Source organism: Leyella stercorea (assembly GCF_021531655.1).
The window spans coordinates 1-7,392 of record NZ_JADYUF010000076.1 but is presented as its reverse complement, the minus strand read 5'-3'; the positions used below and the strand labels follow the sequence as shown (position 1 = coordinate 7,392).

The 7,392-nt window shown below is 36.9% G+C and carries 6 protein-coding genes; 5 read left to right on the top strand and 1 reads right to left on the bottom strand.

The annotated features are described in order from the left end of the window. Positions 1-155: 155 nt before the first annotated feature. Positions 156-455: a hypothetical protein gene (locus I6E49_RS13690; protein ID WP_235403009.1), complete on the bottom strand. Its 300-nt coding sequence runs from the start codon at positions 453-455 to the stop codon at positions 156-158. A 1,251-nt stretch (positions 456-1,706) separates the two neighbouring features. On the opposite strand from I6E49_RS13690, the gene I6E49_RS13685 reads away from it, so the two are divergent. From I6E49_RS13685 to I6E49_RS13665, 5 genes are read left to right on the top strand one after another with little or no spacing between them, the layout of a single operon-like run. After that, positions 1,707-2,468, top strand: a complete 762-nt coding sequence (locus I6E49_RS13685; protein ID WP_235403008.1) for a type IV toxin-antitoxin system AbiEi family antitoxin — start codon at positions 1,707-1,709, stop codon at positions 2,466-2,468. Next, positions 2,461-3,972, top strand: a complete 1,512-nt coding sequence (locus I6E49_RS13680) for a DUF262 domain-containing protein (protein WP_074613701.1) — start codon at positions 2,461-2,463, stop codon at positions 3,970-3,972. Before I6E49_RS13685 ends, I6E49_RS13680 begins: the two co-directional genes overlap by 8 nt. An 8-nt stretch (positions 3,973-3,980) precedes the next feature. Then, positions 3,981-6,011: a DUF262 domain-containing protein gene (locus I6E49_RS13675; RefSeq protein ID WP_235403007.1), complete on the top strand. Its 2,031-nt coding sequence runs from the start codon at positions 3,981-3,983 to the stop codon at positions 6,009-6,011. A gap of 53 nt (positions 6,012-6,064) precedes the next feature. After that, entirely contained in the window at positions 6,065-6,988 is a 924-nt protein-coding gene (locus tag I6E49_RS13670) for a nucleotidyl transferase AbiEii/AbiGii toxin family protein (RefSeq protein ID WP_235403006.1), read from the top strand. A 44-nt stretch (positions 6,989-7,032) separates the two neighbouring features. Further along, positions 7,033-7,341, top strand: coding sequence for a DUF3800 domain-containing protein (locus I6E49_RS13665; RefSeq protein ID WP_235403005.1), 309 nt, complete (start codon positions 7,033-7,035; stop codon positions 7,339-7,341). The last annotated feature ends 51 nt before the right edge of the window (positions 7,342-7,392 follow it).

Below are 7,392 nucleotides of genomic sequence, written 5' to 3'. Positions count from 1 at the left end.
GAGTTGTTCTCGGCTATGCCTGCGATTGAGAGTTGGTCAATTATGAGTTGTTTCGCACCCTAACAATTTAACACTTAACATTTAACACTTAACCAAAGTAATTCGTGGATAATTCGTGGTAATTCGTGTTCTATGAAAGAATTGTGAGTTTGACACTAATCTTGCTCTGCTATTTCGAAGTCTTCACGATGTACGTTGCTGATGGCTACGGCATAGCCTCCGAATTCCATTACCAGTTGACGATCGCGCAATATGCGCACTACGTAACCTTCTTGTCCGCGTAACACTCCTGTCAGTACTCTGAGCTTGACATGGTCTTTGGCAAACTTCACGAATGGATCTCGCAGGAACGTGACTCTTTCGGGCTCTTCTGACATTATCTTCATGAACGGACGCATCAGGCTGTCGGCTATGGTGGCTGATATGCTGGATAAATATATAGCCCCAAGGCGCATGCGGTTCTTCGGTTAAGGGTGTTCCTCCCACTTTCGAAGCCGATTTGTCATCAGCCACGACTATGTGGATGCCCTTTGGTAAACGCTTGTTGTTGTACATATCGATTACGTGGGCTGCAGAAGAAGAAAGCGAGCAAACCTGCGTCTTTTTCTTTTTCTACTTTATGTTATTGTTGGCAGTCATCTTCAGGGACGACTGTGACTGTGATGCGGTGACATTGTTCATAAATCCATTCTTTTGAAGTACATGAAGTTTACTACTTAGTGGCTTTGTTACCTTATATGTTTTATCGTATATGCTAGTGTGAGATAAGATTTATGTTACATAAGGTACGTTTTTTTCTTGTACTTATTGACTTTTTATACTGAAAAAATGGATTCTCTTTGACTTTATATATGGTTGTTTAACACGGCAGCTGTCATTGCTCTGCATAAATGCTTGATTTTCAGCAGCAGGATGGCTGACGTCTTATCTCACACTAGAAGATACGAACTTTTTTCTTATTATTTTCCGATGCAGAATGTAAAATCTGCAAATATAAGTAATTGATAATCAGTACATGTACCTCCAATTACGGGGGACAGATACTATGCCGAGGGACGGAGGAGGGACGGAAAATATACAAACATCTGCAAATGAAGCTGCCGTCAAAAATAAAATATACAAACATCTGCAAAGACGTTTTTCCAGTTCTTCGTATATTCACATTCGTTAACACGAATTTTTGCAGATTCCTGCAATAGCTGAAAATGGTGTGAAGAGTAACCTCCAATTTTAGCTTCTTTAGGTACATTTATCTTTGCAGTTCTTTGTATATCTTTATAATCTTGGTAAAAATCGGTTTTTCTATTGTAGTAAAATTGGTTTATTAAAAAGTGTTAATCCTTGTTTGCCTTAGGCTATAACGTGTTATTTCTTTTCTTCTAATCTTTGATCCTGACCATTCGGCATGACATTAATAGTACTCGGAAGATATAAGGTTTAGTTTAGGTTATAGATATTTAATATGGGATTAAACTAAACCAAGCTCAGAAATTAATCCTGGCTATCGACCTCTTTTTCTTTTGATGGCAATTGTATCTCTGTTTATAGTTTTTTGCACGTTTTTTACTCTTAAATTCGCTAAAAATACGAATTTGGAGATAAATTTATATAAAAATAGCCGTTATTTGAGGAAAATGTTTGGTTGAATAAAATAAAAAGAGTATATTTGCAACAAATTTAGGCTGGTATTCATAAAATAAACGAAGATGGCTACAAAAATACAGCAAATATTAGAGACGGCACCCAATGAATCGGTCTTGTTTGGTTCGTGGCTTTCAAGTCAAGGATTGGATGCACGTGGTCAGTATGCTTATATGAAAAGTGGATGGCTTGACCGTATTTCGAAAGGAGTTTATAAGATACACGGGACAGAACCAAGCCTGTTTGCTGCTGTATCGTCATACAACACTCAACTTAGTAAGAGTTGTGTTGTAGGTGCATATACAGCTTTGGAACTCCGCGGATACTCCCATTACCTGTCAATGGGGAAACCTATGGCTTATCTGTTTACAGACAAAAGCAACAAGTTACCTTCATGGTTACTAAAAGAGGAGTGGGATATGACTATAAAATATATGACTACCTCTTTTCTGGGTGATGAGCTGTTGGGGGTAGAAACCATGACAATCAATCAACATGATTTGCTGGTGTCATCTCCAGAGCGTGCCATGTTGGAGTGTTTGAACTTGCCGGATGCATCATCATCTTTGCTCGATATCTATTATATCATGGAGGGCTTGACGACATTGCGTCCCAAGTTGGTTCAGACATTACTGGAGGCTTGCACGTCACAGAAAGTGAAACGACTGTTCTTATATATGGCAGAAAAGGCTGGCCACACCTGGTATAAGGCTTTGAAACTGGAGAATATTAATCTTGGCACATCCAGGTTTATGATTACTCCAATAGGAAAGTACATCAATAAGTATAATATGACAATATCTAAAGAACTAGCAGAATATGAATAATTTGACGTTATCAATAACTACTATAGGTGATTTACTCCTTCGTCAAACCATAACTATAACGGATAACGGGGAGCCAATCAAAGGCGTAAAATTGTGTGTGCCTATTTATCAACGTCCATACAAATGGACTGCTCGTAATGCCATTCAATTGCTTGATGATATTATTGATGCAAAGAATAGCAACAAAGAAAGATACAGAGTCGGCACACTTATCCTTCATAAAGCAAAGGGTAAGAACCTATATGATATTGTTGATGGTCAGCAACGAACAATAACTTTCTCACTTCTTCTAACAGCATTAGGAGAAAAAGGTATAGAGTTCTTGCAACAGAAGATATATGATAATGAACACAATAACCATAACATTGCTAACAATTATAATGCACTTTACCGAAGGGTTGGATTAAAATCTGAGGAAAGCGAGTCAGCTATAGAACATCAACGAGAAATGGAACGTCTTAAGGAGTACATTGAGAATAGGTGTGAGTTGATAGTTGTGATAACCTCCGATGTATCAGAAGCGTTCCAATTCTTTGATTCTCAAAATGCTCGAGGTAAGGCTCTTTACCCTCATGATTTACTGAAAGCGTACCATCTTCGTGAAATGAATGACATTAGTGATGAAGAAACAGAAAAGATGGTAAAGGATTGGGAACAGGTCTCACAAAGTGGTTTAGCCGATTTCTTTGGTAATTATCTATATCGTATTAAAGAATGGGTAAGTGGCAACAAAGCCAATGTCTTAAATGAGCATAATATCCAGATGTTCAAAGGTATTACACGTTCTGCAAGGACACCTTATGCCCAATTCTATAAGAGTGCCTATTGCTATGCTGACATGGTTAACTCTTCTGCTATGCCTTTTGTTTCGGGAACTCGAAATGTAAATGCGTTCCAGCTGAACACACCAATAATTGCAGGCAAGCCATTCTTTGAATATACAAAACACTACTATAATATACTCAAGGATATACAGAACAACAATAAGTATGAGGGGTTCTATATCAACGATAATATTATAGTTAAAACTCTGGATCGATATTTCAAAAAAGGTATAGGTAATGGCATAGCACGTCTGATGTTTGATACCTCTGTTCTACTTTATGTTGATAGATTTTGTCCAGAAACATATCCGACGAAAGAAGATATGGAACTATTTGAACAATTTGTTATATATGCGTTTATATGGGCTTATTCATTGAGAGCGCAATACACTAACCTCGGCTGGCTTTCTGCACAGAATTATATTATGGGGTGGAGTGATAAAATTAATACATTCAATATGTATAAGCTGATTGCTAAACAAGATACGCCAGCCTCTTTACTAAGTGCTTTGGCAGATAAACTTAATCCGCTTTCTAATGAGGACATTAAAGATGGTTGGGCGCAGGAATGCTGTGAGTATAGTGGCAATGGTGAAATATTGAAGAATCTTAAGGATGAAAAAGATGGTGTGTATAAAAACTATCTGTATTTCTTCCAATTAAATGGTTTCTATAAATAATAATGGCTATGAAAGATTTGAAAACTATTCTTGAAGAATGTTCGATTAACGACATCTATTTCTCGAACAGAGGGACATCTATCTTATACAAAATACCTATCTATCAGCGTAATTATGCTTGGGAACGTGAAGAAATACGTGCTTTGATAAATGATGTATATGATTCGATGACGAAGTCAGTTTACTATATCGGTACTCTTGTCACATACAAGCGTGACGAGAATATCTATGAAGTTATTGATGGTCAACAGCGTCTGACAACAATTTACATTATCTTGAAGGCTTTGGGTATTGAAACGATTGGAAACCATCTTACTTATTCTGCAAGAAAGATTTCTGCTACGACAATAGAGAAAATGCCTAAGTTTAGTGAAGAAAAAGATCAGGGTATTGTTGACGGATTCAATTATGCAAAGGAAGCACTCAAAGACATTGTTGGCGAAAAGAAGGCTGACATGGAAGCATTCCAGGATTTTTTCTTGAACAAGGTACATATCATTCACTATCGTGTGCCGAAAGATGTGGATTTAAATCACTATTTTGAGGTTATGAACTCTCGTGGTGAGCAGTTAGAAAAGCATGAGATAATAAAAGCTAAACTCAGCAATCAATTAACAGGTGATGACGACGCGATGCAGAAGTTTAGTCGTATATGGGAGGCTTGTAGCGACATGGGTTTCTATATTCAACAGAAACTTCCTGATATAAATGTCTTTGGTAAAACTATGGAAGATTTTGTTATAGAGTCTTTCGACGAGTTCCCTAGTTCTAATGTAGGCTCATCTTCGTCATTAGGTATGAAAACTATTTCAGAACTTTTATATTCACCTATAAGAATGATAGATAAATATGGAGAATTTGACAATAACGATCATTTCCAACCGATAATAGACTTTCCGAATTTTCTATTGATTGTCTTGAAAATTACAAGGTCGTGGAATGAAGATGATTTCGATCCTTTGAGTTTTACGCTTGACGATAAAGAACTCATTAAGGAGTTCGAGAAGGTAAATCTTACCCCAGAGTTCGTTAAGGACTTTGCATACAATCTCCTCTTGGCTAAATATTTTCTTGATAATTATGTGATTCATCATGCAAATGGAGAAGACAGAGTCTTAGAGAATCCCTGGAAGTTGCAATATTATTATAAGAAAGGTAATAAGGCTGCTTATCTAAAGGATTTGTATGAGGATAGAAAAGCACAACAAAACGAAGTAATCCAATTACTTTCCATGTTTGAAGTCGCTTTCACACCCAAACAAAGAAAGAACTATTTGTTCTATTGTTTATACCATTTGTTCGAGGATTGTGACCTTGATAACTATGTGGAGTTCTTAAGAAAACTGGCAGATAAATATTTCTTCGATGTGTATCTTGATGCGAGCAAACTCAATGATATGAATCAGCCCAAACCTAATAGTTTTGATGATACTATTCTTAATGGAAGTGAACTAAACGTTAAATTAGAAGATGTTGAGCGAGATTTTGATAGTATTTATTCTATTGGTTCATGCAATATACCTCTTTACGTATTTAACTATACGGATTATAAAATTTGGAAGAAATATGCAGAGGAACTTCGTGGAAACAAAGCAAAGAAGGACTCTCGTAATAGAATAGACTTTTTCAAAGCATTAGGTTGTAGTGACTTTGAGTTAGATGTTTTCAATAACTTCTATTTCTCACGAACTAGAAAAAGTTTGGAACATTATTATCCACAAGCCAAGGCTGGTGATGATATGCCAATTAGTACGCATGATATAAATTGCTTTGGCAATTTTGCCATGATAGGGTCTGATGCAAATAGTTCTGGTTCGAATTGGAATCCAATTGATAAAAAGAATCGCTATCTTGATACAAAGTCAAACCCAGTGAGTATAGCTTCTTTAAAGTTCCGAATTATGCTACAGATATGTCAGGATAATTACGATGCAGGAATTAAGAACAAAAATATTAAGCGTCTATTTGGTTTAGAATGGAATGTCGAAGATATGGTTCAACATCAAGAGAAAATGCTCGAGATTATTATGAACTATTAATCTCGGTAACAAGAAGTGTATAAAAGGTTTATTATTCAAAGAACTTGCAGAATATGAATGATATAAGATCAAGTGTTTACGCTCAGAAAGTAGAACTGCTACTCCGTCTTATTCCGATAGTGATGGAAGAGGAGGTGTTTGCCATACATGGTGGTACTGCCATCAATCTTTTCTTGAAGGACTTGCCACGTTATTCTGTAGATATTGATTTAACCTATATCCCATTGGCTAACCGTCAGACAAGTTTGGATGACATCAATTTGCATCTAAAATCCATTGCTGACAAGGCAAAGAAAGCATTCAAAGGGATGCACGTTGTTCCCAACTTCAATACATGTAAACTGTTATGCGAGTATCGAGGTAAGCAGGTGAAGATAGAGGTCAACCAGACCAAGAGAGGTATTGTAGGAGGCGAGGTACAAACTATACCATTGACTGAGAAGGCACAGGAAGAGTTTTCTCTCTTTTGTGAGGCAAATGTTGTGCCCCTAACTCAATTGTATGGTGGCAAGATTGCAGCAGCACTTTCGCGCCAACATCCTCGTGATTTGTTTGATGTAAAGTATATGGATATTCCTTTGAACGATTGCCGTGAGGGACTCATTTTCTGCTTGCTTGGGAGCGATAGACCAATACACGAGTCTTTTGCTCCCAGTCTGATAGACCAACGAGAAGCAATGGAAAACCAGTTCTCTGGTATGACAGATATTCCATTTACATACGAGGAGTTTAAAGAAATCCGTACAAAACTCATTAATGATGTAAAGTCTCTGATGACAGAAGCGGACAAGAAGTTCCTGATTAGTTTCGAATCTGGTCAGCCTGAGTGGGATGGATACGAATTTGAGTACTTTAAAGATTATCCATCCGTACAATGGAAGTTACTCAATTTGAAGAAACTGGCTAAGCAGAATCCGCAGAAGTTGCAAGAAGAGGCTGAGAAACTATGGAATGTGTTCGGTATTTCTTATGACTAAAATGGACAGAAAATTGTAGTTGTAACAACTAAATTATAAAATGTATGTTGTATTTTGACGAGGCTGGATATACAGGGCCAGATTTAACGAATAAAGAACAACCTTATTTTGCTTTGGCATCTATTAGGATGACAGATGATGAGGTCGCTTGCATGAAGAAAGATATTGGCTATTGTGAATGGGGAAAGGAACTTCATTTCAAAGGCATGTATACTAATCCTCATGGTAGGGCGATGCTGGATAAAATATTTAACCATCCACTAATGGATGATAATCATGTACTTCCTTCATTTGCATACAAAAGATATTGTATCTATGCCAATATTGTTAATATACTCAAGTTTCGGATTTAGAATTCAAGCCGTTTGAGCATACTCTCTAAGTGCAGCCAATCTCTTGTCATT

What these genes read in the sequence shown, in the direction of transcription:
- I6E49_RS13690 (WP_235403009.1), bottom strand. Translation starts at nt 455, where the DNA reads ATGCGCCTTGGGGCTATATATTTATCCAGCATATCAGCCACCATAGCC.
- I6E49_RS13685 (WP_235403008.1), top strand. Translation starts at nt 1,707, where the DNA reads ATGGCTACAAAAATACAGCAAATATTAGAGACGGCACCCAATGAATCG.
- I6E49_RS13680 (WP_074613701.1), top strand. Translation starts at nt 2,461, where the DNA reads ATGAATAATTTGACGTTATCAATAACTACTATAGGTGATTTACTCCTT.
- I6E49_RS13675 (WP_235403007.1), top strand. Translation starts at nt 3,981, where the DNA reads ATGAAAGATTTGAAAACTATTCTTGAAGAATGTTCGATTAACGACATC.
- I6E49_RS13670 (WP_235403006.1), top strand. Translation starts at nt 6,065, where the DNA reads ATGAATGATATAAGATCAAGTGTTTACGCTCAGAAAGTAGAACTGCTA.
- I6E49_RS13665 (WP_235403005.1), top strand. Translation starts at nt 7,033, where the DNA reads ATGTTGTATTTTGACGAGGCTGGATATACAGGGCCAGATTTAACGAAT.